This is a genomic window from Citrobacter sp. CK191, assembly GCF_030333435.1.
Lineage (GTDB): Bacteria > Pseudomonadota > Gammaproteobacteria > Enterobacterales > Enterobacteriaceae > Citrobacter_B > Citrobacter_B koseri.
Genome location: NZ_JAOWFX010000028.1, coordinates 214,684 through 239,751, shown reverse-complemented (window position 1 = coordinate 239,751; position 25,068 = coordinate 214,684). Strand labels below are relative to the sequence as shown.

Below are 25,068 nucleotides of genomic sequence, written 5' to 3'. Positions count from 1 at the left end.
ACCTCCTTCGGATTTGCCAGATAACCCGTGGTATCCCCGGTCGGGCGGCTGTTGGCGTTGGGTTTAATCACAATGTTCGGTCTGGTGAAGTGCGCACCCGGCAGCGGCGCAACGGCCGCCAGCGTGCCATGTTTCTTCCGCAGCTCTTCTATCGGGCCAAAGTCCAGCGCGCGCAGCGGGCAGGACTCGACGCAGATCGGTTTTTTGCCGTCGGCAACGCGGTCATGACAGCCGTCGCATTTGGTCATGTGGCCTTTGGCGGCGTTGTACTGCGGCGCACCGTACGGGCAGGCCATATGGCAGTAGCGACAGCCGATGCAGACGTCCTCATCCACCACCACAAAACCGTCCTCGCGTTTGTGCATCGCGCCGCTCGGGCACACTTTCGTGCAGGCCGGGTCTTCGCAGTGGTTGCAGGAAATGGAAAGATAGTAGGCAAAGACGTTCTGGTGCCAGACGCCGTTGTCCTCCTGCCAGTCACCGCCCGCATATTCATAGATGCGGCGGAAGCTGACGTCCGGGGTTAAATCTTTGTAGTCTTTGCAGGCCAGTTCGCAGGTTTTGCAACCGGTGCAACGACTGGAGTCAATAAAAAATCCATATTGGGTTGTCATCGGTTACTCCTTATACCTTCTCAACCTGAACGAGGTTCGTATGGGACGGATTCCCCTTAGCGAGAGGAGAAGGACGCTGGGTCGTCAGGACGTTAATACATCCCCCCTGATCCACGCGTTTTGCATCCGGGTCATACCAGGCGCCTTCGCCCAACGCAACGACGCCCGGCATCATGCGCGGCGTCACTTTCGCCTCAATATGCAACTCGCCGCGACCGTTGAAGATACGCACTTTGTCGCCGTTGCTGATGCCGCGTTTTTGCGCGTCCATCGGGTTAATCCACATCTCCTGGCGGCAGGAAGCTTTCAGAACGTCCACGTTGCCATAGGTAGAGTGCACGCGAGATTTGTAGTGGAAGCCCGTTAATTGCAACGGATAGTCTTTGGTCAACGGATCGCTGTAGTTTTCGAAGCCCGGCGTATAGATCGGCAACGGATCGATCACATCGCCTTCCGGCAGTTCCCAGGTTGCCGCAATCTCTGCCAGCGCCTGCGAATAGATCTCGATTTTGCCTGACGGCGTTGTCAGCGGGTTCGCCTGCGGATCGTCACGGAACGCTTTATAGGCAACGTGATGACCTTCAGGGTCGCGCTGCTTAAAGATGCCCTGCTTGCGGAATGCTTCGAATGTCGGCAGTTCGGGAATCGCCTGACGCGACTGTTCGTACAGATGACGCATCCACTCTTCTTGCGTACGCCCTTCGGTAAACTGCTGCTCCACGCCGAGACGCTTCGCCAACTCGCTGGTCATCTGATAGATAGTCTTGCACTCAAAGCGCGGTTTAATGGCCTGGTCGGTGAAAATAACGTAGGACATGTTCCCGCAGGAGGCATCCAGCGCGAAGTCCATCTGCTCAGAAGCGGTGCAGTCCGGCAGCAGAATATCGGCATATTTCGCTGAAGAGGTCATATGACAGTCGATAACGACGATCATTTCGCACTTCTTGTCATCCTGTAAAATTTCATGCGTACGGTTAATTTCGGAATGCTGGTTAATCAGGCAGTTACCGGCATAGTTCCAGATCATTTTGATGGGAACGTCGAGTTTATCTTTGCCGCGAACCCCGTCACGCAGCGCCGTCATTTCCGGCCCGCGCTCAATGGCATCGGTCCATAAGAACATCGAAATGCTGGTCTCGACCGGGTTTTCCAGCGTTGGCATACGCTCAAACGGCAAATCGTAAGATCCCTCACGCGCACCGCTGTTGCCGCCATTAATGCCGACGTTGCCGGTCAGGATCGCCAGCATAGAGATTGCGCGAGTAACGATTTCGCCGTTGGCATGACGCTGCGGCCCCCAACCCTGGCTGATGTAAGCGGGTTTGGCGCTACCGATTTCACGCGCCAGTTTTACAATGCGCGCCGCCGGGATACCGGTGATCTGCGACGCCCACTCCGGCGTCTTCGCAATACCGTCTCTACCCTGTCCCAGAATATAGGCTTTGTAGTGACCATTTTTCGGCGCGCTGGCGGGTAAGGTTTTTTCGTCATAACCCACGCAGTATTTGTCGAGGAACGGCTGATCGACCATATCTTCGGTGATCATGACGTATGCCAGCGCATTTACCAGCGCCGCATCCGTACCCGGGCGAATCGGAATCCACTCATCCTCACGACCCGCGCCGGTATCGGTATAACGCGGATCGATAATAATCATCCGCGCATTTGATTTTTGCCGTGCCTGCTCGAGGTAATAGGTTACCCCGCCGCCGCTCATACGGGTTTCCCCCGGATTGTTACCAAACAGCACAACCAGCTTACTATTTTCAATGTCGGAAGGACTATTACCGTCCGCCCAGCCGCCGTAGGTGTAATTTAACCCGGCGGCAATTTGCGCGGATGAGTAATCGCCGTAGTGGTTGAGGTAACCGCCGCAGCAGTTCATCAGCCGGGCAACCAGTGTTTTTCCTGGCGGCCAGGAGCGCGTCATCGTGCCGCCAAGCGTACCCGTACCATAGTTTAAATAGATGGATTCATTGCCGTAGTCTTTGATAAGACGCTGCATATTGGTGGTGATAATGTCATAGGCTTCGTCCCAGCTGATGCGCTCAAACTTACCTTCACCACGTTTGCCAACGCGCTTCATTGGATATTTCAGACGATCGGGGTTATAAACCCGGCGGCGCATAGAACGCCCGCGCAGACAGGCGCGAATCTGATGCAGACCGTCATAGTTATCATCGCCCGTATTGTCCGTTTCAACATATTTGATTTCACCGTCCACCACATGCATGCGCAGCGGGCAGCGGCTTCCGCAGTTAACGGTGCAAGCGCTCCAGATAATTTTTTCGCTGGATGCGCTGGGGCTGATAGCGTCAGCCGCATTGGCGATCCGGGTAAATGGCAGAGTCAATGCGCTACTGGCGATTGCCAGCCCGCCTATTGCTGTCGTTTTTACCAGGCCTCGACGAGTTACCTCAGCTGCCAGTACAGCATCGGGGATATTCGTTTTCATGATGACTCACTTTGCTTGCTCACGATTGATAAAAGCCAGACACTTCGTTATGTAGTTATTTATACAGCGAATAAATCGCTATATAGTTTTGTATATAATGAATATGAGAAAAATCAGCGATAAATGCTAATCTTCATTCGAAGGTAGTATTACCCCCAAAGGGGTAACCATTCTTGTCCGGTGTCAAACAGGCATAAAAAAAAGCGCCCGGAGGCGCTTTTTAAGCAGAGAGAAGCGGGGATTAGCCGATATATTCCAGTCCGTTCATATACGGACGTAATACTTCTGGAACTTCGATGCGGCCATCAGCCTGCTGGTAGTTTTCCATCACGGCAACTAAAGTACGCCCAACCGCCAGACCGGAACCGTTCAGAGTATGAACCAGACGGGTTTTCTTGTCGGACTTACTGCGGCAGCGTGCCTGCATACGACGCGCCTGGAAATCCCATACGTTCGAGCAGGAAGAGATTTCACGATAGGTGTTCTGCGCCGGGATCCATACTTCGAGATCGTAGGTTTTACATGCGCCAAAGCCCATGTCACCAGTACACAGAACGATTTTACGGTACGGCAGACCCAGCAACTGAAGCACTTTCTCAGCATGGCCGGTCATCTCTTCCAGCGCATCCATTGACTCTTCTGGACGCACAATCTGCACCATCTCAACTTTATCGAACTGGTGCATACGGATCAGACCGCGCGTGTCACGACCGTAAGAACCCGCTTCAGAACGGAAGCATGGCGTATGCGCAGTCATTTTGATCGGCAACGCATCTTCGTCGATGATTTCATCACGCACCAGGTTAGTCAGCGGCACTTCCGCCGTCGGGATCAGCGCATAGTTGCTGCTGTCAGCCTCTTCTTCCAGCGGACGAGTATGGAACAGATCGCCCGCAAATTTCGGCAACTGCCCTGTACCGTACAGCGTGTCGTGGTTCACCAGATACGGCACGTAGTTTTCACTGTAACCATGCTGTTCAGTGTGCAGATCCAGCATGAACTGCGACAGCGCGCGGTGCATACGGGCAATCTGCCCTTTCATTACCACAAAACGAGAACCGGTCAGTTTAACCGCAGCCGCGAAGTCGAGACCGGCGTGCATTTCACCCAGCGTCACATGATCGCGGACGTCGAAATCAAACTCACGCGGGGTTCCCCAACGGCTGACTTCAACGTTGTCGTTTTCATCTTTACCTACCGGTACATCATCAGCCGGTAAGTTAGGAATGGTCAGCGCGATATCGCGAATTTCAGCCTGTAAGCTCTCCAGCTCAGCTTTTGCCGCATCCAGCTCTTCGCCCAGCTTGTTCACTTCCAGACGTAAAGGCTCGATATCTTCCCCGCGCGCTTTCGCCTGGCCGATGGATTTCGATCGAGAGTTACGCTCTGCTTGCAGGTTTTCCGTGTTGACCTGCAAAACTTTACGACGCTCTTCAAGAGCGCGCAGCTTATCTACATCCAGCTTAAAGCCCCGGCGTGCCAGTTTTTCAGCGACTGCGTCTGGCTCATTACGCAGCAGATTGGGATCGAGCATGCTTATCCTGTGCTTATCGAATTAAAATAGGAAACGTGACCACAGCCTGCAGTCACAGGGATACAGTGCCAACATTACCGCAACGATCGCGCTAACGGTAGCGTTTTGTGGGGCTATTTTGATCCTGTTCAGCCAGCCAGGCGAGCTTTTCGCCAATCTTGCCTTCAAGACCCCTGTTTGTGGGATGATAATAGCGTGTTTGCGCTATTTCCGGCGGGAAATAAACCTCGCCTGCGGCGTAGGCGTTTGGCTCATCATGCGCGTAGCGGTATTCCTGGCCATAGCCCATTTCTTTCATCAGTTTCGTCGGCGCATTGCGCAGATGCACAGGCACATCATAATCCGGGCGTTCACGGGCATCAGCCAGCGCCGCTTTGAACGCGGTATAAACCGCGTTACTTTTCGGCGCACAGGCCAGATAAACAATCGCCTGGGCTATCGCCCGTTCCCCTTCCGCAGGGCCAACACGGGTAAAGCAATCCCACGCAGAAATCGCCACCTGCATTGCGCGAGGATCGGCATTGCCGACGTCTTCAGAAGCAATCGCCAGGCAACGTCGGGCGACATACAGCGGGTCGCCGCCAGCGGTAATGATCCGGGCATACCAGTAAAGCGCCGCGTCCGGGGCGCTGCCACGCACCGATTTATGCAATGCGGAGATGAGATCGTAAAAGCGGTCGCCTTTATTATCAAAGCGCGCGCTGCGCTCCCCGGCGATTTCGGTCAGTAATGCGGGCAATAATACTCGCTTACCGCTGTCATCCACTTCCGCCATGTCTGCCATCATTTCCAGCGTATTTAACGCCCGACGCGCATCTCCGTTCACCAGTTCGGCGATCGCCCGGCGCGTATCGTCCGGCAGAACGATATCCTGGCCGCCATAACCACGCGCTTTGTCATCCATCGCCTGATTCAGCACCTGCTCAATATCTTCAGTCGTTAAGGATTTGAGGAGATACACGCGGGCGCGTGACAGCAAAGCCGAGTTCAGCTCGAAGGACGGGTTTTCGGTCGTCGCGCCAATAAACGTAATCGTGCCGTCTTCGATATGCGGCAGAAACGCATCCTGCTGGCTCTTGTTGAAGCGATGGACTTCATCGACAAACAGAATAGTGCGGCGCCCGGCATTACGGTTCTGGCGGGCGCGTTCAATGGCTTCACGAATCTCTTTTACGCCAGAAGTCACGGCGGAAATGCGTTCGACGTCAGCATTGGCATAGCGGGCAATCACTTCGGCCAGCGTGGTTTTGCCCGTACCGGGCGGCCCCCACAAAATCATCGAGTGCAGGTGCCCGGCCTCAATTGCACGAGGCAAAGGCTTACCCGCAGCCAGCAGATGCTGCTGACCAATATACTGCGCTAAATTTTCTGGCCGCATACGCGCGGCCAGTGGCTGAAAGGTATTATCAGAAAAATCGAGCGACAGATTGCTCACTCATGCGCCTCTACTTACGTTGGTCGTCTACCGTTACACCTTGCGGCGGAGTAAAGGTAAATTTTGATGCATCGACAGCGCTATTCTGCTGAGATTTCAGCTGATAGCTGCTGCGCTGATCGTCTTGTTCCACTGCGCTGAACTGATGAATAGTCCCGTCACGACCCACATTAATGGTGAACTGCTTCAGGTTACCGCTGCTGCTTTTTGGCGTCAGCACAAAGTCATCGCCATTTTGTTTGATGTTGTACTGCTGCCAGTCGCTGGTCTGGTTGCGGGCTATCAGCATAAACGGCGTATTGCCCGTCGCATCTTTTAACCAGGTCGCCGTTGCCTGCTCGACAAACGGGTTAAAGAACCATAGCGTTTTCCCGTCAGAGACCAGAATGCTCTCGTCGGGCTGCGTCATATGCCAGTTAAACAGATTAGGACGCTTAACCCATAAGTCGCCCTGGCCTTCCTGAACGGCGGCACCGCTGCCGTCAGTCACTTTTTGTGTAAAGCTGGCGTGGAAGCTGCTGACTTTATCCAGACGGCTTTTCAGATCGCTGGCGGCATCCGCCCATACGCTGCTCACCACAAAGCCGGAGAGTAATGCGCAGGTGATTGCGATTTTTTTCATCATTATTCCTCAAAATACGTCACTCCCGATGGGGAGTTCCCTCTGCTCTCTATTCCAGGCCAAAAATCAGCATGAGGAAAGAAGAAAATACTGAATTCTTATTTATTTACCGATCTTTGCAATCATTCGAACGGCGGTGGCGCCAGCACCTCGCGGTTCCCGTTATGGCCTTGTTCGCTGACAATGCCCTGGGCTTCCATCTGCTCGACAATGCGCGCCGCACGGTTGTAACCGATACGGAACTGACGCTGAACGCCAGAAATGGACGCTTTGCGTTTTTCGGTCACAAAGCTCACCGCCTGATCGAATAACGGGTCCAGCTCTTCGCCGCCGTCAAAACCGCCGCCGCCCCCTTCGCTTTCGCTATCCGAGGTGATGCCGTCAATGTATTGCGGGCGACCACGCGCTTTCCAGTCCTGCACCACCGCATGCACTTCCTGGTCGCGGACAAACGCGCCATGAACACGTACCGGCATGGTTGAGTTCGGGCCGGAATAAAGCATATCCCCCATCCCCAACAGGGACTCCGCACCGCCCTGATCGAGGATCGTGCGTGAGTCGATCTTACTGGATACGGTAAAGGCAATACGCGTCGGAATGTTGGCCTTAATCAGACCGGTAATAACGTCAACCGACGGGCGCTGAGTCGCCAGCACCAGGTGAATACCTGCGGCACGCGCTTTCTGCGCCAGACGCGCAATCAGCTCTTCAACTTTCTTACCGACGGTCATCATCAGATCGGCGAATTCATCGACCAGAACCACGATATACGGCAGTTTTTCCAGCACCGGATGCTGGGCATCCATGCTGTCGCCCGGCTTCCAGTACGGGTCTGGAATCGGACGCCCCATCCGTGCCGCTTCGGCAATTTTCTCGTTATAGCCTGCCAGATTACGCACGCCAAGCGCCGACATCAGCTTATAGCGGCGTTCCATTTCATTAACGCTCCAGCGCAATGCGTTGGCGGCGTCTTTCATATCGGTAACCACTTCGGTCAGCAGATGTGGAATGCCTTCATAGACCGAAAGTTCCAGCATTTTCGGGTCAATCATGATGAAACGCACGTCTTCCGGCTGCGCTTTATACAGCATGCTGAGGATCATGGCATTGACCCCAACCGATTTACCGGAACCCGTCGTCCCCGCAACCAGCAGATGAGGCATTTTCGCCAGATCGGCCACAACCGGATCGCCAGCGATATCTTTACCCAGCACCACGGTGAGCGGCGACGGATTCTCGCGGAATTTAGCGTTATCCAGCACTTCACGCAGGTAGACGGTCTGACGTTTTTTGTTCGGCAGTTCGAGGCCCACGTAAGGCTTACCAGGGATCACTTCTACCACGCGTACCGCAACGGTTGACAGTGAACGCGCGAGATCGCGTGACAGGTTAGAAATACGCGCGGCTTTCACGCCCGGCGCCAGATTCAGCTCAAAACGGGTAATAACAGGCCCTGGGGAATAGTTCACCACGTCAGCTTTAATGCGGAAATCCGCCAGACGCGCTTCGACCAGGCGTGCCATTTGTTCCAGCGCGAAAGTATCGACCGGTTCCACTGCGCTCGGCGGCGGCGTCAGCAGATCCAGCGACGGCAACGGCGTGGTAGGTTTCTGCAACGGACGACTGTCGCCATTACGCATCAACAACGGATGGATCAGGCTTTCCTGCGGCTGCGGCGCAACCGGCTGCTGCGGCTGTTGATACTGCGGCTGCGGCGCAACCGGCTGCTGCGGCTGTTGATACTGCTGCTGTGGCGCGACGGGCTGTTGCGGCTGCTGATACTGTTGCTGTGGCGCAACCGGCTGCTGCGGCTGTTGATACGGTTGCTGCGGCGCGACGGGCTGTTGCGGCTGCTGATACTGTGGCTGCGGCGCAACAGGCTGCTCAGGCATCACACCGGGAGTAAACAACGGCTCATGCGGACCTTCATCCACCAGCGCTTTCATCGGCGAGAATTCAAAATCATCCAGCGAGAACGGATGGGCTCCCGCAGGCTGTTCCCCGGCATAGCGCTGCTGCTGTGAAGAGGCAAACTGGCGAGCCAGTTCAGCTTCTGCTGCATCCTCATCTTCTGCCTGAGGAGCATCATGTTGATATTCGGAACCATAACGATGCTGCTGAGACTGGGCGAACTGACGTGCCAGCTCATCCTGCTGCATCTCATCAATTTCATCATCGCTATACTGCGTTTCGGCATCATACTGATGACGCCCCGCCGCACGCGCTTTCTCTTCCGCGATACGCTGAGACGGTAATTTTATGCCATACGAGGCCAGCTCACGGCGGGTCGGAACGCGAACGCGGTTAGGGCGAGGCAGTTGCGGGCCAATCCCCTCTTTAACCTGTGGGCGTGGCGCACCACCGCTTACCGGGCTAAACGCAGGTGCAGCGGATGCCGCCGCTCCTGCGGCCAGCGTTGCATCTTTGACGCCTGCCGCCAACGGCGCAACCGCGGCAACGGATTCAACAGGCGGCACAGAAGCTGCTGTCGGTACCGATGGTTTAACCGGCTCCGGCGCTTTCGCTGGCTCAGGAATCGGCTGATACCATGCAGCCAGTTGTTCACGCTCACGCGCGCGTTTCTCTTCCACTTCTTCAAAGTAGTAGAGCGGCGGGCGGGCGGGTTTAATTTCTTCTGCTACAGGCTCAGGCTCCACCGCAGACGGCGGCTCAACAGCGGGCTGCTGCTGGTAATACGTATCCTGAACCGGTTCCTGCGGGTAAGCCGGCTGCGGCTCGAAAGTCGGCTCGTGTTGATAAACAGGATCTTGCGGATAAACCGGCTCAGGGTGCCAGGGTTGTTCCGTCGCAGGTTCCTGCGCCTGCGGCTCGGTCGGCGCAGGCTGCTGCCACGGTTCATTATGTGGCGCTTGCGGCTGCGCATATTGTGGTTGCGGCGGATAACTTTCCGGCGCAGGCGCAATGACCGGTTCGCCGGTTTGCGGCCCCGGAACAGGCTGCCATTCCACCACCGGTTGCGCAGGCGCGGCTTCAGCACCTGGCACCGACGGTGCAGACATAACCGGATCGACAGGCGCCGCCCAGGCTTGCGTTGCCGTTGTCGCCGCAGCGGCGGAGGCAACAGGCTCCGTGACCGAATGTCCATTCAGCAGAGGATCGTATTCCTCATATTCCGGCTGCGTCGCACGATGGCCAGAGAACAGCACATCATCAGGATCGGCGGCCACGCCACGCGCGCTGTATTCGATATCGTCTTCATCATCCATACGCTTGCCGGAGAAAAGCGCCGCATCCGTGTGTCGCCCACGCGGATTGCTGAACTTCTCTGCCAACCGCTTACGGCGCGCCAGTGCGCCACGAAGGATGCGCGCACGTCGGGATTCGCGCTGTGCGCCCACCGCTTCATCTTCGTATTCGTCATCATCTTCATACTCGTCGTCATCGACCCAGGTGTCATCGCGGCGAGTACGGTTGCTGGCAAAGGTGAGAATATTCAGCAGCCAGCCACCCAGTTTTTCTGCAATGCTCACCCAGGACCAGCCTGTGAAGAGCGTCAGACCGGCTGCCCAGACGCACAGCAGCGTAATCGTTCCCCCGCTGCTGTGCAGCAGAGGCTGAAGCGTGGTGCTTAACAGGCTGCCAATGACGCCGCCGGACGCGAAGTACCAGATATCATCAGCATTAATTGCGGCTAATCCGCAGGAGGTAAGAATCAACGCCAGGACGCCGATAATGCGCAGCGACACGGCAAAATAGTCGATGTAATCGTCGTTGCTCTGGTGCCGCCAGGCAAACCAGCAGCCGCCAACGATAATCACCGGGATGGTGTAAGCCATCACGCCAAAGATAAAGAACAGCGTGTCAGCCAGCCACGCGCCCGGCGCGCCGCCTAAATTATGGATAGGCTCATGCCATGCGGTTTGCGACCAACTGGGATCTGAAGGGTTAAAGCTAAGTAAGGCTGCCATCAACCAGACGGCAAAAAGGGCAATAAGGATCAGCAACGCTTCCAGAAGTCGGCGCCCGCTGCTTAACTTTTTCAATGTGACTTCTTTGTCTTCAGTGTATTCCTGGCTCAAAAAAGGCTCTCCAGGTTTCGGGCTTTTCCTGCCCGATGCTAAAACGGACAACAGCACCGGGTTGCCCCGGCACTGTTGCTGTATGGATTAACAGGAGTGTAATCAAACTACGTCGATTTTGCACCTGTTCCGTGTTAGCGCGTCTTAATTACCAGACGATTGCTCTGTTTGACTTCTTCCATTACCACGTAAGTACGTGTGTCATTCACGCCAGGCAGACGCAGCAGGGTTTCACCCAGCAGCTTACGGTACGCTGACATATCCGGCACGCGTGTTTTCAACAGGTAGTCGAAATCACCGGAAACTAAATGACACTCTTGAATTTCTTCAAGTTTTTGTACTGCGGCGTTAAATTGTTCAAACACATCTGGAGCGCCACGATTCAGAGTAATCTCAACAAAAACCAGAAGTGATGCATCCAGATAATGCGGGTTTAACAGCGCCGTATAGCCCTGAATAAAACCCTGTCTTTCCAGCCGACGGACACGCTCAAGGCAAGGCGTCGGTGAAAGTCCCACTCGTTTAGAAAGCTCGACGTTAGAAATACGCCCATCCTTTTGCAACTCATTAAGAATGTTACGATCGATACGGTCGAGATCTTTGCCAGGGCGCTTCTTGCTATCTACCATTATTATTGTCTCTCTGTATTCCTTCCCTACTCCTGCCTGACTCTACTAACATCACTGTTCAGAGTCGATGCCCATCACAATAGACCGAACCCAGAGGGATTAACGGCGCGCAATGCCAGGGCCTATGGTGAGAAGACCGTTGCCGGATGGCAGCTATCGACATCACGAATGGCGTCTGTCCACGCCATGCGTAGATTTCACTAGCCCGGTAAACATGGTGCTTATATGCATGATTATGCAGCACACACATAACACTGTTTTTTTCTTCCAGAAGATGTTTTCGCAAAACAGCAGGGGATTGTCAAAGCAAAACATCGATTTTTAGTACAACATGCCAGTTATTCATTAAGAGCGGCGCTAAATCGTCATTTTATCACCTTATAACTGACCGATTTTAAGTAGAAAGCGTTATATCGCAGCCCTAAATCCGCCCATTCATCGGTTCCTGCTATTACACATATTGTTAACAAAATCGCTATACTCTTTTTTTACGTCTGCAAATTCCCTACAATCCTGCCCATTGTCTGCCAACAACTATGGGGATCTCATGGGCACGACCAAACACAGTAAACTGCTTATCCTGGGTTCTGGACCGGCGGGATATACCGCTGCGGTCTACGCTGCGCGCGCAAACCTGCAACCGGTTCTGATTACCGGTATGGAGAAAGGCGGTCAACTGACCACCACGACGGAAGTGGAAAACTGGCCTGGCGATCCGAACGATCTGACCGGCCCGCTGTTGATGGAGCGCATGCACGAACATGCGACGAAATTTGATACTGAAATCATCTTCGATCACATCAATAGCGTGGATCTGCAAAACCGTCCTTTCCGTCTGACCGGCGACAGCGGCGAATACACCTGCGATGCGCTGATCATCGCAACCGGCGCTTCCGCACGCTACCTCGGCCTGCCGTCTGAAGAAGCGTTTAAAGGCCGTGGCGTGTCTGCCTGCGCCACCTGCGACGGTTTCTTCTATCGCAACCAGAAGGTCGCGGTCATCGGCGGCGGCAACACGGCGGTTGAAGAAGCGTTATACCTGGCGAACATCGCCGCTGAAGTGCATTTGATTCACCGTCGCGACGGCTTCCGCGCCGAAAAAATTCTGATCAAGCGCCTGATGGATAAAGTGGAAAACGGCAACATCGTGCTGCATACCCACCGCACTCTGGAAGAGGTGACCGGCGATCAGATGGGCGTTACCGGTTTGCGTCTGCGTGATACGCAAAACCCGGACAACATCGAATCCCTTGACGTTGCAGGCCTGTTTGTCGCCATCGGCCACAGCCCGAACACCGCGATTTTTGAAGGTCAGCTTGAACTGGAAAACGGCTATATCAAAGTCCAGTCCGGCATCCACGGTAACGCCACGCAGACCAGCGTTCCCGGCGTGTTCGCCGCAGGCGACGTGATGGACCATATTTATCGTCAGGCAATCACCTCAGCGGGCACAGGTTGCATGGCGGCGCTGGACGCTGAACGCTACCTTGACGGTCTGGCTGACGCGTGCAAATAGTTTTTACAAATCAGTAACAAAAGTAAAAAAGGCGACTATAAGTCGCCTTTATTTTTGCCCCGTTGTAACATTGCCGTGCCAAAAATTCCGATAACTCACCTGCTAAGCGTGCAATGAATAAAACCCGTCAAAAAGAATTGACCCGCTGGTTAAAACAGCAAAGTGTAATTTCCCAACGTTGGCTGAACATTTCACGCCTGTTGGGTTTCGTGAGTGGCGTACTGATTGTCGCTCAGGCCTGGATCATGGCTCGCATTCTCCAGCATATGATCATGGACAATATTCCCCGCGAAGCCCTCCTGCTCCCCTTCATCGTACTGATGTTGGTGTTTGTCCTGCGCGCCTGGGTGGTCTGGCTGCGCGAGCGGGTGGGTTTTCATGCCGGGCAGCATATCCGATTTGAGATCCGCCGCCAGGTGCTGGATCGCCTGCAACAGGCAGGGCCAGCCTGGATTCAGGGTAAACCGGCTGGTAGCTGGGCGACGCTGGTGCTGGAGCAGATTGACGATATGCATGATTACTATGCCCGCTATCTGCCGCAAATGGCGCTTGCTGTCTGCGTTCCCTTGTTGATTGTGGCGGCGATTTTCCCGTCAAACTGGGCCGCCGCGCTGATTTTGCTCGGCACCGCACCGCTGATCCCATTATTTATGGCGATGGTGGGAATGGGCGCCGCCGACGCTAACCGCCGTAATTTCCAGGCGCTTGCCCGCCTGAGCGGGCATTTCCTCGACCGCTTACGCGGTATGGAGACGCTGCGCATCTTCGGGCGCGGTGAAGCAGAAACGGAAAGCATTCGTGTCGCTTCACAAGATTTTCGCCAGCGCACAATGGAAGTCCTGCGCCTCGCCTTTTTATCCTCCGGGATACTGGAGTTCTTCACGTCGCTGTCCATTGCGCTGGTCGCGGTTTATTTCGGTTTCTCCTACCTCGGCGAACTTAATTTCGGCCATTACGGGACGGGCGTCACGCTTGCCGCCGGCTTCCTGGCGCTGATTCTGGCGCCGGAGTTTTTCCAGCCACTGCGCGATCTGGGCACCTTTTACCATGCCAAAGCGCAGGCGGTAGGGGCGGCTGACAGCCTGAAAACCTTTATGGAAACACCTCTCGCTCACCCGGAACGCGGTGATGTCGAACTTTCCGGGAAAGAACCGGTAACCCTTGAAGCGCAGGATCTGATAATTACCTCGCCGGAAGGTAAACCGCTTGCCGGACCGCTGAATTTCACACTGGCCGCAGGCCAGCGCGCCGTACTGGTTGGTCGCAGCGGTTCAGGAAAGAGTTCGCTGTTAAACGCGCTGTCAGGCTTTCTCTCTTATCAGGGCTCCCTGTGCATTAACGGCGTTGAACTTCGTGATTTATCCCCGGAATCCTGGCGAAAACATCTCTCCTGGGTGGGGCAAAACCCACAATTACCGGCAGGCACGCTCCGTGAAAACGTCCTGCTTGCCCGCCCGGATGCCAGTGAACAAGCGTTACAGGCGGCTCTCGACAGCGCCTGGGTCAGTGAGTTTTTACCTCTGTTGCCGCAAGGCGTAGACACGCCGACTGGCGATCACGCGGGTCGCCTTTCCGTCGGTCAGGCGCAGCGGGTTGCGGTTGCCCGCGCCCTGCTGAATCCCTGCAAATTGTTGTTGCTGGATGAACCCGCCGCCAGTCTGGATGCCCACAGCGAACAGCGTGTAATGCAGGCGCTGAATGCCGCATCAAAACGCCAGACCACGCTGATGGTAACGCATCAGTTAGAAGATCTTGCCGACTGGGACGTGATCTGGGTTATGCAGGACGGGCAAATCATCGAGCAAGGTGATTATGCCCAACTCAGCAGCGCCAACGGCGCGTTTGCGACACTATTGGCTCATCGTCAGGAGGACATTTAAATGCGTGCCTTGCTACCGTATCTGACGCTGTATAAACGTCATAAGTGGATGTTAACGCTCGGTATTATTCTGGCCATCGTCACGCTACTGGCCAGTATCGGTTTGCTGACGCTCTCTGGCTGGTTCCTCTCCGCTTCAGCCGTAGTCGGTGTGGCGGGTATCTATAGCTTTAACTACATGCTGCCGGCTGCTGGCGTGCGCGGTGCGGCGATCACCCGTACTGCGGGCCGGTATTTCGAGCGTCTGGTCAGCCATGACGCCACCTTCCGCGTATTGCAACATTTGCGTATTCATACGTTCAGCAAGCTGCTGCCGCTCTCCCCCGCCGGTCTTGCCCGCTATCGTCAGGGCGAACTGCTGAACCGCGTCGTCGCTGATGTCGATACGCTGGATCACCTCTACCTGCGCGTTATTTCTCCGCTGGTTGGCGCGTTTGTGGTGATTATGGTGGTCACGCTGGGGCTGAGTGTTCTCGATTTCACCCTGGCGATTACGCTGGGCGGCATTATGCTGCTGACGCTGTTTATTATGCCGCCGCTCTTCTATCGCGCCGGAAAAAGCACCGGGCAGAACTTAACCCATTTACGCGGTCAGTATCGCCAGCAGTTAACCGCCTGGCTACAGGGTCAGGCGGAATTGACAATATTTGGCGCCAGCTCGCGCTATCGGGCGCAAATGGAAGCCACGGAATTACAGTGGCATGAAGCCCAGCGACGCCAGTCTGAATTAACGGCGCTATCCCAGGCCTTAATGCTGCTGATTGGCGCACTGGCGGTAATGCTGATGTTATGGATGGCTTCCGGCGGCGTCGGCGATAACAGCCAGCCTGGCGCGCTGATAGCGCTGTTTGTTTTTTGCGCACTGGCGGCATTTGAAGCGCTTGCCCCCGTTACCGGCGCGTTTCAACATCTTGGCCAGGTCATCGCCTCTGCGCTGCGTATTACCGAACTGACCGAGCAGCAGCCTGAAGTGACCTTCCCGGATGGCGAAGCAGCGGCTCCCCGGCAGGTAACGCTGACGCTGCGTGACGTTTCATTCAGTTACCCGGAGCAGCCGCAAAAGGCGCTGGATGCCCTTTCTCTGCAAGTCGCGCCTGGAGAACATATCGCTATTCTCGGACGTACCGGCTGCGGGAAATCGACATTGCTGCAACTGCTCACCCGCGCCTGGGACCCGCAGAGTGGCGATATTCTGCTTAACGATCAACCGATTTCAACGCTGGATGAAGCGGCCCTGCGTCGCACCATTAGCGTGGTGCCGCAGCGAGTACACCTGTTCAGCGCCACATTGCGTGACAACCTGCTGCTGGCAGCGCCAGACGCAAACGACGATACGCTCTCAGAGATGCTGCGCCGTGTCGGGCTGGAAAAGCTGCTGGAGGATGGCGGACTTAACAGCTGGCTAGGCGAAGGCGGACGTCAGCTGTCAGGCGGCGAGCTTCGTCGTCTGGCTATCGCCCGTGCCCTGCTGCACGATGCGCCGCTCATGCTGCTCGATGAACCCACTGAGGGGCTGGACGCGACAACCGAAAGCCAGATGCTTGAATTGCTGGCAGAGGTTATGCGCGGGAAAACCGTTTTAATGGTCACGCACCGTCTGCGCGGGCTGTCACGTTTTGATCAAATAATAGTGATGGACAGCGGACAAATTATTGAGCAAGGTAATCACGCAGATCTGTTAGCCAGGCAGGGTCGTTATTACCAGTTTAAGCAACGTCTGTAAGCTATTATTGAACGATCCGACTTGCGTACTGGAGTTCTGCGGTCATGCGCCTGGTTCAGCTTTCTCGCCACTCAATCGCCTTCCCCTCGCCGGAAGGCGCGTTACGGGAACCCAATGGTTTATTGGCGCTTGGTGGCGATCTCAGCCCTGCCCGCTTATTGATGGCCTATCAGCGGGGTATTTTCCCGTGGTTTTCACCGGGCGACCCGATTCTTTGGTGGTCACCCGATCCTCGCGCTATTTTGCAGCCTGAAACATTACACATCAGCCGCAGCATGAAGCGTTTTCACAAACGATCGCCCTATCGCGTCACGCTTAATTATGCGTTTGGTCAGGTTATTGAAGGCTGCGCCAACGATCGTGACGAAGGAACCTGGATCACGCGCGATGTGGTGGAAGCGTATCACCGCTTACATGAGCTGGGGCATGCGCATTCCATCGAAGTATGGCGACACAACGCGCTCGTCGGCGGCATGTATGGCGTTTCGCAAGGCACCCTGTTTTGCGGCGAATCGATGTTCAGTCGCCAGGAGAACGCCTCCAAAACCGCGCTGCTTGTTTTTTGCGCTGAATTTATTCGTCAGGGTGGAAAATTAATCGACTGCCAGGTGCTGAATAGCCACACGGCATCGCTTGGCGCTGTCGAAATTCCCCGCAGGCAATACCTTGAGCATCTGGGATCATTACGGCAACAGCGATTACCGGGTCATTTCTGGGTGCCGCGCACGTTATTTTCGCCTCAGGCGTGAATGTTTTCGGCACATTTTTTGTCAGGGTGTTATAATTGTGCCGCAGAGCAGGTTATGCCCATTACCCCGCCGCCGTTAAGGAACCGTTCGCGTCAGGTAACGCCCATCGTTTATCTCATCGCTCCCTTATACGTTGCGCTTCAAGTGCGGCTTTGCCGTGTTTTTCGGAGTAATGCGCCAAACCTGATTTGCTGCGTTTTAAACGCGCAAATCTTTACTTATTTAAAGAACTTCGGCATTATCTTGCCGGTTCAAATTACGGTAGTGATACCCCAGAGGATTAGATGGCCAAAGAAGACAATATTGAAATGCAGGGTACCGTTCTCGAAACGTTACCTAATACCATGTTCCGCGTAGAATTAGAAAACGGTCACGTGGTTACTGCACACATCTCCGGTAAAATGCGTAAAAACTACATCCGCATCCTGACGGGCGACAAAGTGACTGTTGAACTGACCCCGTACGACCTGAGCAAAGGCCGCATTGTCTTCCGTAGTCGCTGATTGTTTTCACGCCCGGGTGGCGTAAAGATAAAAAAAGGTCGGTTTATCCGGCCTTTTTGTTGTCCCTTTCCTGCATGAATACCGTTGATGCGAATTAACGTTATTTTTATTCCCCGCTGCGTCCCTTCCTTCTACATTCAATACTGAACTGCCTGTACGGCAGTGAACAACAGATAACGCCAAACAACGCGCATTTGACTTTTCTAAGCTGCCTGTACGGCAGTGAGCGCTGGGAAGTTCAGTACCGCGTTTATGGCTCTTTTCTAAGCTGCCTGTACGGCAGTGAACAGGAATAATATCAGACAATCACGTTGATTTATTGAAGAAAAACGCAACGTCTTCCTGTCGGACCCTTTTTCACCCAAGTTATATATACAATAAAATCAATAAGTTAGTGACATAAAATAAAAAAGGGTATATTGCGCTCTGTTTTAATCCTCCACCATCCGCGCATACTCTTCTGTCAAAAAATCCACCAGCGCGCGTACGGACGGCAACAATCCACGGCGGGACGGGAATACCGCATGGATCACCTCTCTTCTGGGTTCCCATCCTTCCAGCAAGGCAACCAGCTCCCCCGCAGCCAGTTGGTCTTTCACCATTAAAACAGGTAACTGAACGAGGCCGACGCCCGCAACGGCCGCTTCACGCAGCGCCAGCATGTCTGTGGTGATCAAACGCGGTGTAAAGTGAACTTCAGCGCGCGCGCCCTGTGGACCAAAGAGTTCCCAGCGGTGGATATGTTTACCTGAAGCCAGGCTCAGTCCGGGCCAGTGATGCAGTTCTGCTGGCGAAGAAGGATTTCCCATACGCTGTACCAGCGCCGGGCTGGCAAACAAACGGTGCCCCCTGTCCGCCAGCACGCGCATCACCAGATCGCTGTCTTCAAAAGGACGCGGCCGGACGCGAATTGCAACGTCAATGCCCTCACCAACCACGTCAACACGGCGGTTGGTTGCTTCAAGTTGTAACGATACATCGGGATAACGCGCCATAAACTTCGCCAGCATTGGGCCGATATGTACATGTAGCAACGTCACTGGACATGTCAGTTTTACAATGCCGCGCGGCTCGACCTGTAAGGCGGCTATCGCATCCTGCGCCGCCTGTGCTTCCACCAGCATTGCCTTACAATGTTCATAAAAGGTCTGCCCGACTTCAGTGACATTAAATTGCCGCGTGGTTCGTTGAATAAGGCGAACGCCCAGCCGTTCCTCCAGTTGCGCAATACGTCGGCTAAGCTTTGACTTTGGTTCATCCAGCGCTCGCCCTGCCGCCGCAAATCCCCCCTCCTCGACGACATGAACAAACCACGCAAAATCATTGAGATCCGGTTTTGTCATTACATTGTCCTGTTTATAGAACGGTAAGGTCTATTTTAGCGACTACTCAGATCATTGTCATAGATATAAGCTTATTTACATCAAGACAACGCCACCGAGGAGACCACCATGAAACAGATTACAGGCGTCTATACCGCACCTCGCCCGCATTGGGTTGGCGATGGATTTCCGGTTCGTTCGCTATTCTCTTATCAGTCCCATGCAGAGCAGTTAAGTCCGTTCCTGCTGCTGGACTATGCCGGGCCGCATACCTTTGCCCCTGGCGCCGAAAACGAAAAACGTGGAGTGGGAGAACACCCGCATCGCGGCTTTGAAACCGTCACGATTGTTTACAGCGGCGAAGTTGAGCACCGCGATTCAACAGGCCGCGGCGGCGTCATCGGCCCTGGCGATGTGCAGTGGATGACCGCAGGCGCAGGCATTTTGCATGAAGAGTTTCATTCTTCAGCCTTTACCCAACAGGGAGGCGAGCTGGAAATGGTGCAGCTGTGGGTGAACCTGCCCGCGAAAGACAAAATGGCGGTGCCGGGTTATCAGGGCATCAGCAGCGATCTCATCCCTGCCGTAACGCTGCCTGGCGAAGCCGGAACCGCGCGCATTATTGCGGGCCGCTATCAGGATGTGAAAGGCCCGGCGCATACCTTCTCGCCGTTGAATGTCTGGGATATGCGCCTGCAACGCGATCGTCATCTTACGCTGCCCGTCGCTGAAGGGTGGAGCACCGCGCTGGTCGTCCTGAAAGGAAGTATTACGGTGAATGGCACAACACCGGTAAATGAAGCGCAACTGGTGGTGTTAAGCCAGGAAGGTGAAAACCTGTATCTCGAAGCCAGTAGCGATGCCAGCGTTCTGCTGTTGTCGGGCGAGCCGCTGAATGAACCCATTGTCGGTTACGGCCCATTTGTCATGAACACAAAACAAGAAATCGCAGAAGCCGTACGCGATTTCAACTCCGGCCGTTTTGGCCAAATCTGAAAACATTGAGGAGTACACAATATGTCCAGTCCTGCTAATTTTAATGGTTTGCGCCCGGTAATTGACGTTAACGATTCCGTTATGCTGTTAATCGACCACCAGAGCGGGCTTTTCCAGACCGTTGGCGATATGCCGATGCCTGAATTGCGCGCCCGTGCGGCCGCGCTGGCCAAAATGGCAACCTTGTCGAAGATGCCGGTCATTACGACGGCATCTGTACCGCAGGGACCGAACGGCCCGCTGATCCCGGAGATCCACGCCAATGCACCGCACGCGCAGTATATTGCCCGTAAAGGCGAGATCAACGCCTGGGATAACGCTGATTTCGTCCAGGCGGTAAAAGCGACCGGCCGTAAGACGCTGATTATCGCCGGTACGATTACCAGCGTTTGCATGGCATTCCCGGCGATTAGCGCAGTCGCGGAAGGTTATAAAGTGTTTGCTGTTATTGATGCTTCCGGCACCTACAGCAAAATGGCCCAGGAAATCACGCTGGCACGCGTTGTTCAGGCGGGCGTCGTACCGATGGATACCGCCGCAGTGGCTTCCGAGTTGCAGGGCACCTGGAACCGTGAAGACGCAGCAGAGTGGGCTGAGGTCTACACCAAAGTGTTCCCGGCGTATCAGTTGTTGATCGAGAGTTACAGCAAAGCGCAGGAAGTGGTGAAAAACGGTGAGATACTGGATTCACAGCGCTAATCGTATTCCCTGCTCCCCCAGGGCAGGGAATATGTTCATTGCGTAACCAAACGATAATTAAAGCGTAAATTCTGCTTGACCGTTTTAGCGCAACTCCCTATAGTAGCGCCCCGTTGCCCCCAAGCGGTCAGGCAGCAATACAATATGGTGAGGTGTCCGAGTGGCTGAAGGAGCACGCCTGGAAAGTGTGTATACGGCAACGTATCGGGGGTTCGAATCCCCCCCTCACCGCCATATTCAGAAAAAGAGCTCGTACGAAAGTACGGGCTTTTTTTTCACCTATTGCACGTACTGTGGGGGGATGAGAACCCACGACCGGGGTTCGACAACTGGCGGCAGCCAGTTGGACAGACCGCGAACGCAGAGAGCGGGCTGCCCGCAGGGCGAGCGAAGCGAGTCAATCCCCCCCTCACCGCCATATTCGGAAAAAGAGCTCGTACGAAAGTACGGGCTTTTTTTCGCATGTTGCCCATCGCCGGATGGCGGCGCTCGCGCCTTATCCGGCCTACGAGTGGCGCTCTGTAGGCCTGATAAGCGAAGCGCCATCAGGCTTCTCAGAACCAGGGAATGGTCGCCGTAGAACTTAATCCATAGCTTGTGAATGTCCCGCTAACAGGTTCAGAACGCAGTTCGCCGTGACGAATAAACACCCAAAATTGTTGCTGATTCGACAAGCTTTTAACGTTCAGGTAAGGCAAATCGCTATGCTGTTCGGTTGACTCCACCAGGCGCTGCTGCGCCTGCTCTTCCGTCAACCATCCCTTCCTGACGGAACGCCGCAATAACCGTTGTGGACTGCTTTTCACCTGCACCCGACTCACCGTGCGCCAGCCTTTTACAGCCGGAACAGGCGTTATCGCCATACACTGGCAATAATCATTCAGCCCCTTGCGCCATGAACCGGCCTCAAGTTCCTGTAACGCTTTTCTAAGCTATCTGTACGGCAGTGAACTGAAGCTGTTCGTCGCTATCATGGTGCTAATAAAGGAAAATATAAACACATAAAAATCATAGCGTTAAAAAAACACTCAAAAAAAGGGTTTTCAGGTATCCGGGGTATGGCGGCAAAAAAAATCCGTAACCTCAAAAGAGATTACGGATTTTAGCGAGTTTATCTGAACGCGACTGGCGTTCAGATTTTACCGGTTACGAGATTAATGCGCGGCTTCCGGTTTGTGCTTTTGCGCACTCTGGAAGCCATACGTCAGCTCATTTTTCTCTTTATCCAGCGCAACGGTCACCTGGCCGCCGCCAACCAGCGAACCGAACAGCAGCTCGTTTGCCAGCGGTTTTTTCAGGTTGTCCTGGACGACGCGCGTCATTGGACGTGCGCCCATCGCGCGGTCATAGCCTTTCTCTGCCAGCCAGTCACGCGCTTCCTGACTCACTTCCAGGGAGACGCCTTTCTGATCCAGTTGAACCTGCAACTCGACGATAAACTTATCGACAACCTGATGGATCACTTCAGTAGACAGGTGATCGAACCAGATAATGTTGTCGAGACGGTTACGGAACTCCGGCGTAAACACTTTCTTGATTTCACCCATCGCGTCCGTACTGTTGTCCTGATGGATGAGGCCAATCGATTTACGCTCAGTTTCACGCACACCGGCGTTGGTGGTCATCACCAGCACCACGTTGCGGAAATCCGCTTTACGCCCGTTGTTGTCCGTCAGCGTGCCGTTGTCCATCACCTGCAACAGCAGGTTAAAGACATCTGGATGCGCCTTCTCAATTTCATCCAGCAGCAGAACTGCATGTGGATGTTTGATAACCGCATCGGTCAGCAGACCGCCCTGGTCGAAACCGACATATCCCGGAGGCGCGCCGATCAGGCGGCTTACGGTGTGGCGTTCCATATACTCGGACATATCAAACCGCAGCAGCTCAATACCCAGTGCTTTGGAGAGCTGTACCGTTACCTCGGTTTTCCCTACCCCGGTAGGCCCCGCGAACAGGAACGAACCGACAGGTTTATGTTCATGACCGAGACCCGCACGGCTCATTTTGATCGCTTCGGTCAGCGCTTCAATTGCCTTATCCTGCCCGAAGACCAGCATTTTCAGGCGGTCGCCGAGGTTTTTCAGCGTATCGCGATCGCTCTGCGAGACGCTCTTCTCAGGAATACGCGCGATGCGCGCCACAACGGACTCAATATCCGCCACGTTGACAGTTTTCTTGCGCTTGCTGACCGGCATCAGACGAGCACGCGCACCGGCTTCGTCGATAACGTCAATCGCCTTATCCGGCAGATGACGGTCGTTGATGTATTTCACCGCCAGCTCTACCGCCGCACGCACCGCTTTCGCCGTGTAGCGAACATCGTGGTGCGCTTCGTACTTCGGTTTCAGGCCGTTGATGATCTGCACAGTCTCATCCACGGACGGCTCAGTGATATCAATTTTCTGGAAGCGACGCGCTAACGCGCGGTCTTTCTCGAAAATGTTGCTGAATTCCTGATACGTCGTGGAACCAATCACGCGGATCTTACCGCTGGAGAGCAGCGGTTTAATCAGGTTTGCGGCATCCACCTGGCCGCCCGACGCCGCACCCGCACCGATAATGGTGTGGATCTCATCAATAAACAGGATGCTGTTGGTGTCCTGTTCCAGCTGTTTGAGCAGCGCTTTAAAACGTTTTTCGAAATCGCCGCGATACTTGGTACCTGCCAGCAGCGAGCCGATATCCAGCGAGTAGAGGGTGCAATCCGCCATCACTTCCGGCACATCGCCCTGGACAATACGCCAGGCCAGACCTTCGGCAATCGCCGTCTTACCGACGCCGGACTCACCCACCAGCAGCGGGTTATTTTTCCGGCGGCGACACAGCACCTGAATGGCACGCTCCAGCTCTTTTTCACGACCAATCAGCGGATCGATTCCGCCCACGCGAGCAAGCTGGTTAAGGTTAGTCGTGAAGTTCTCCATACGTTCCTCCCCGCCAACTTGTTCTTCGCTATTTGGCTGATTGCCGGGGTCAGAAGACTGACTCGGCTCGTCCTTTCGCGTCCCATGAGAAATAAAGTTCACCACGTCGAGGCGGCTGACTTCATGCTTACGCAGCAGATAGGCCGCCTGGGATTCCTGTTCGCTGAAGATAGCCACCAGCACATTCGCGCCAGTTACCTCACTGCGCCCGGAGGACTGAACGTGAAAGACCGCACGTTGCAGCACGCGCTGAAAACTCAACGTCGGCTGTGTGTCGCGCTCTTCTTCGCTGGCAGGCAGTACGGGTGTGGTTTGTTCAATGAAGGCTTCAAGTTCCTGACGGAGCGCCACCAAATCCACGGAGCACGCTTCCAGCGCTTCGCGGGCCGATGGGTTACTGAGCAACGCCAGTAACAAGTGCTCGACGGTCATAAACTCATGTCGGTGCTCGCGCGCTCTGGCGAAAGCCATGTTTAAACTGAGTTCCAGTTCTTGATTGAGCATAGGCACCTCCCCCAATTTTTACGCCTGCATTCAGGCTTTTTCCAGCGTACACAGCAACGGATGCTCGTTCTCCCTCGCATACTTGTTCACCATCGCTACTTTGGTCTCCGCGACCTCGGCGGTAAATACGCCGCAGATAGCTTTACCTTGATAGTGAACCGCAAGCATCAGTTGCGTTGCACGTTCTACATCATAAGAAAAGAATTTTTGTAACACGTCAATAACAAACTCCATTGGAGTGTAATCATCATTGACTAATATCACTTTATACATAGATGGCGGTTTTAGCGCGTCGCGCACCTTATCTTCCGCCAGCTGGTCAAAATCCAGCCAATCGTTCGTCTTACCCATTGTCAGTCGTCATCTTCGGTTACGGTTACCGGCAGAACGTACTGCCGCTGACAAGAGCCTATGCACGCAATCAATCTACCCCAATTAATAGATAACTATCATCTATCTCTGTCATCCGCGACATCTGTCACATTACCGGCAATAGCGTTAACTGCTTCAAATTTTTGATTCATTTTTACCCCATCCACCCCGCCTGGCGCTTGACGCCCCGCCTGATTTCTCTAAATTGTAGTTTCGAGAGTTGGCGAGGTTTTGAACAGCCCCCACTCCGCCACCGGTTCATTCCATCTTACTTATATAAGATTTACGAAGGATGTCGAAGCATGGAAACGGGTACTGTAAAGTGGTTCAACAATGCCAAAGGGTTTGGTTTCATCTGCCCTGAAGGCGGCGGCGAAGATATTTTCGCCCATTACTCCACCATTCAAATGGATGGTTACAGAACGCTTAAAGCCGGGCAGTCTGTCCGGTTTGATGTCCACCAGGGGCCAAAAGGCAATCATGCCAGTGTCATCGTGCCCATCGAAGCAGAAGCCGTTGCATAGCTCTTCTGTCTCATTGTGTACATCC

19 protein-coding genes, 1 tRNA gene, 1 other RNA gene and 1 pseudogene are annotated in these 25,068 nt (G+C 54.5%); 10 read left to right on the top strand and 12 right to left on the bottom strand.

What is annotated here, in order from left to right; all coding sequences use genetic code 11:
* The 7 genes from OGV82_RS08480 to lrp all read right to left on the bottom strand — a co-directional run.
* On the bottom strand, positions 1 to 614 hold a 614-nt coding region (locus tag OGV82_RS08480; RefSeq protein WP_012132456.1), incomplete at its 3' end, for a dimethylsulfoxide reductase iron-sulfur subunit DmsB.
* 10 nt (positions 615 to 624) lie between these two features.
* Complete coding sequence (gene dmsA / locus OGV82_RS08475) at positions 625 to 3,069, bottom strand: dimethylsulfoxide reductase subunit A (RefSeq protein ID WP_047457787.1); 2,445 nt, start codon at positions 3,067 to 3,069, stop codon at positions 625 to 627.
* A gap of 241 nt (positions 3,070 to 3,310) precedes the next feature.
* Positions 3,311 to 4,603 carry a serine--tRNA ligase gene (serS, locus tag OGV82_RS08470; RefSeq protein ID WP_012133033.1) on the bottom strand — a complete coding sequence of 431 codons (1,293 nt, stop codon included), beginning with the start codon at positions 4,601 to 4,603 and terminating at the stop codon, positions 3,311 to 3,313.
* Positions 4,604 to 4,694: 91 nt separating this feature from the next.
* Entirely contained in the window at positions 4,695 to 6,038 is a 1,344-nt protein-coding gene (gene rarA / locus OGV82_RS08465) for a replication-associated recombination protein RarA (RefSeq protein ID WP_047457791.1), read from the bottom strand.
* 10 nt (positions 6,039 to 6,048) lie between these two features.
* Positions 6,049 to 6,660: an outer membrane lipoprotein periplasmic chaperone LolA gene (lolA, locus tag OGV82_RS08460; protein WP_047457794.1), complete on the bottom strand. Its 612-nt coding sequence runs from the start codon at positions 6,658 to 6,660 to the stop codon at positions 6,049 to 6,051.
* A gap of 122 nt (positions 6,661 to 6,782) precedes the next feature.
* The gene (ftsK, locus tag OGV82_RS08455) at positions 6,783 to 10,700 is read right to left on the bottom strand and encodes a DNA translocase FtsK (RefSeq protein WP_047457797.1); all 3,918 of its coding nucleotides are present in this window, start codon (positions 10,698 to 10,700) and stop codon (positions 6,783 to 6,785) included.
* 134 nt (positions 10,701 to 10,834) lie between these two features.
* Positions 10,835 to 11,329, bottom strand: a complete 495-nt coding sequence (lrp, locus tag OGV82_RS08450) for a leucine-responsive transcriptional regulator Lrp (RefSeq protein WP_000228469.1) — start codon at positions 11,327 to 11,329, stop codon at positions 10,835 to 10,837.
* 547 nt (positions 11,330 to 11,876) lie between these two features.
* Between lrp and trxB the strand changes: the two genes are divergently transcribed.
* The 5 genes from trxB (at position 11,877) to infA (ending at position 17,699) form a co-directional block, all read left to right on the top strand.
* A complete protein-coding gene (trxB, locus tag OGV82_RS08445; protein WP_012133038.1) occupies positions 11,877 to 12,845 on the top strand; it encodes a thioredoxin-disulfide reductase in 969 nt (322 codons plus the stop codon).
* A gap of 113 nt (positions 12,846 to 12,958) precedes the next feature.
* Complete coding sequence (cydD, locus tag OGV82_RS08440; RefSeq protein ID WP_047457802.1) at positions 12,959 to 14,725, top strand: heme ABC transporter permease/ATP-binding protein CydD; 1,767 nt, start codon at positions 12,959 to 12,961, stop codon at positions 14,723 to 14,725.
* Complete coding sequence (gene cydC / locus OGV82_RS08435; protein ID WP_047457805.1) at positions 14,726 to 16,447, top strand: heme ABC transporter ATP-binding protein/permease CydC; 1,722 nt, start codon at positions 14,726 to 14,728, stop codon at positions 16,445 to 16,447.
* A gap of 44 nt (positions 16,448 to 16,491) precedes the next feature.
* Positions 16,492 to 17,196 carry a leucyl/phenylalanyl-tRNA--protein transferase gene (gene aat, locus OGV82_RS08430; RefSeq protein ID WP_012133041.1) on the top strand — a complete coding sequence of 235 codons (705 nt, stop codon included), beginning with the start codon at positions 16,492 to 16,494 and terminating at the stop codon, positions 17,194 to 17,196.
* 284 nt (positions 17,197 to 17,480) lie between these two features.
* Positions 17,481 to 17,699: a translation initiation factor IF-1 gene (infA, locus tag OGV82_RS08420; protein ID WP_001040187.1), complete on the top strand. Its 219-nt coding sequence runs from the start codon at positions 17,481 to 17,483 to the stop codon at positions 17,697 to 17,699.
* Between the two features lie 431 nt (positions 17,700 to 18,130).
* On the opposite strand, the gene OGV82_RS08415 is transcribed toward infA, so the two are convergent.
* Positions 18,131 to 19,042: a LysR family transcriptional regulator gene (locus OGV82_RS08415; RefSeq protein ID WP_012133045.1), complete on the bottom strand. Its 912-nt coding sequence runs from the start codon at positions 19,040 to 19,042 to the stop codon at positions 18,131 to 18,133.
* Positions 19,043 to 19,150: 108 nt separating this feature from the next.
* On the opposite strand from OGV82_RS08415, the gene OGV82_RS08410 reads away from it, so the two are divergent.
* The 4 genes from OGV82_RS08410 (at position 19,151) to OGV82_RS22940 (ending at position 21,134) form a co-directional block, all read left to right on the top strand.
* Positions 19,151 to 20,017 carry a pirin family protein gene (locus OGV82_RS08410; RefSeq protein ID WP_047457819.1) on the top strand — a complete coding sequence of 289 codons (867 nt, stop codon included), beginning with the start codon at positions 19,151 to 19,153 and terminating at the stop codon, positions 20,015 to 20,017.
* A gap of 21 nt (positions 20,018 to 20,038) precedes the next feature.
* Positions 20,039 to 20,716 carry an isochorismatase family protein gene (locus OGV82_RS08405; protein WP_012133047.1) on the top strand — a complete coding sequence of 226 codons (678 nt, stop codon included), beginning with the start codon at positions 20,039 to 20,041 and terminating at the stop codon, positions 20,714 to 20,716.
* Positions 20,717 to 20,862: 146 nt separating this feature from the next.
* Positions 20,863 to 20,950 (top strand) — tRNA-Ser (locus tag OGV82_RS08400).
* Positions 20,951 to 20,995: 45 nt separating this feature from the next.
* Positions 20,996 to 21,134: non-coding RNA, RtT sRNA (locus OGV82_RS22940), on the top strand.
* Between the two features lie 136 nt (positions 21,135 to 21,270).
* On the opposite strand, the pseudogene cas6f reads toward OGV82_RS22940, so the two are convergent.
* The 4 genes and pseudogenes from cas6f to OGV82_RS08380 form a co-directional block, all read right to left on the bottom strand.
* Positions 21,271 to 21,639 (bottom strand): annotated as a pseudogene (cas6f, locus tag OGV82_RS08395) (type I-F CRISPR-associated endoribonuclease Cas6/Csy4); the annotation flags it as partial.
* A gap of 231 nt (positions 21,640 to 21,870) precedes the next feature.
* On the bottom strand, positions 21,871 to 24,147 hold the full coding sequence (gene clpA, locus OGV82_RS08390; protein ID WP_012133049.1) for an ATP-dependent Clp protease ATP-binding subunit ClpA: 2,277 nt from the start codon (positions 24,145 to 24,147) through the stop codon (positions 21,871 to 21,873).
* Between the two features lie 30 nt (positions 24,148 to 24,177).
* Entirely contained in the window at positions 24,178 to 24,498 is a 321-nt protein-coding gene (gene clpS / locus OGV82_RS08385; protein ID WP_012133050.1) for an ATP-dependent Clp protease adapter ClpS, read from the bottom strand.
* Positions 24,499 to 24,596: 98 nt separating this feature from the next.
* Positions 24,597 to 24,671: a hypothetical protein gene (locus OGV82_RS08380; protein ID WP_213164981.1), complete on the bottom strand. Its 75-nt coding sequence runs from the start codon at positions 24,669 to 24,671 to the stop codon at positions 24,597 to 24,599.
* Between the two features lie 150 nt (positions 24,672 to 24,821).
* Between OGV82_RS08380 and cspD the strand changes: the two genes are divergently transcribed.
* Positions 24,822 to 25,043, top strand: a complete 222-nt coding sequence (cspD, locus tag OGV82_RS08375) for a cold shock-like protein CspD (RefSeq protein WP_000447499.1) — start codon at positions 24,822 to 24,824, stop codon at positions 25,041 to 25,043.
* Positions 25,044 to 25,068 lie beyond the last annotated feature (25 nt).